1 pseudogene is annotated in these 400 nt (G+C 41.5%); it reads right to left on the bottom strand.

Features of this window, described 5'->3' with window-relative positions:
• Positions 1–251 precede the first annotated feature (251 nt).
• A pseudogene (locus AB4653_RS28710) lies at positions 252–400 on the bottom strand (IS21 family transposase); the annotation flags it as partial.

The raw sequence follows: 400 nt of genomic DNA, 5'->3' as shown, positions 1-400 counted from the left end.
CATACGGAACAGGGTAAGAAGTTCGGGGGATGACTCGTATATAAGGTTGAAGATGGAGCTCTAACTGTCTTGGTACTTGCTATTAGGAAGCGTAAAAAAAAGAAGCCTATTTAATCGATAGAAAGCAACTAACCTCTCTCCTGATAGGCGTTTTTTGATATTAAATACAAATACGTAACTCTCTTAATTTTATTTTTCCAGTGGTGCTCAAACCCCGTTTAAAGTTGTATTTCTTGGCTATGGCGAGCAGCGCGGTGTTCACCTTCACCGTATGCATCACGCTCTATCATGATGGCTTTCGCATTATAGAACAACACTTCTTTTGGGACGCCCCCGAAGTATTCAAACGCTTCTTCAAGGCCTTCTATCCTGTTTTCTTGACGATCTCGCTCACTAAAGT

Origin of the sequence: Vibrio sp. 10N.222.48.A3, from assembly GCF_041475345.1 — a bacterium.
Taxonomy (GTDB): Bacteria; Pseudomonadota; Gammaproteobacteria; order Enterobacterales; family Vibrionaceae; genus Vibrio; species Vibrio tasmaniensis_A.
This window is presented reverse-complemented; position numbering and strand designations above follow the sequence as displayed.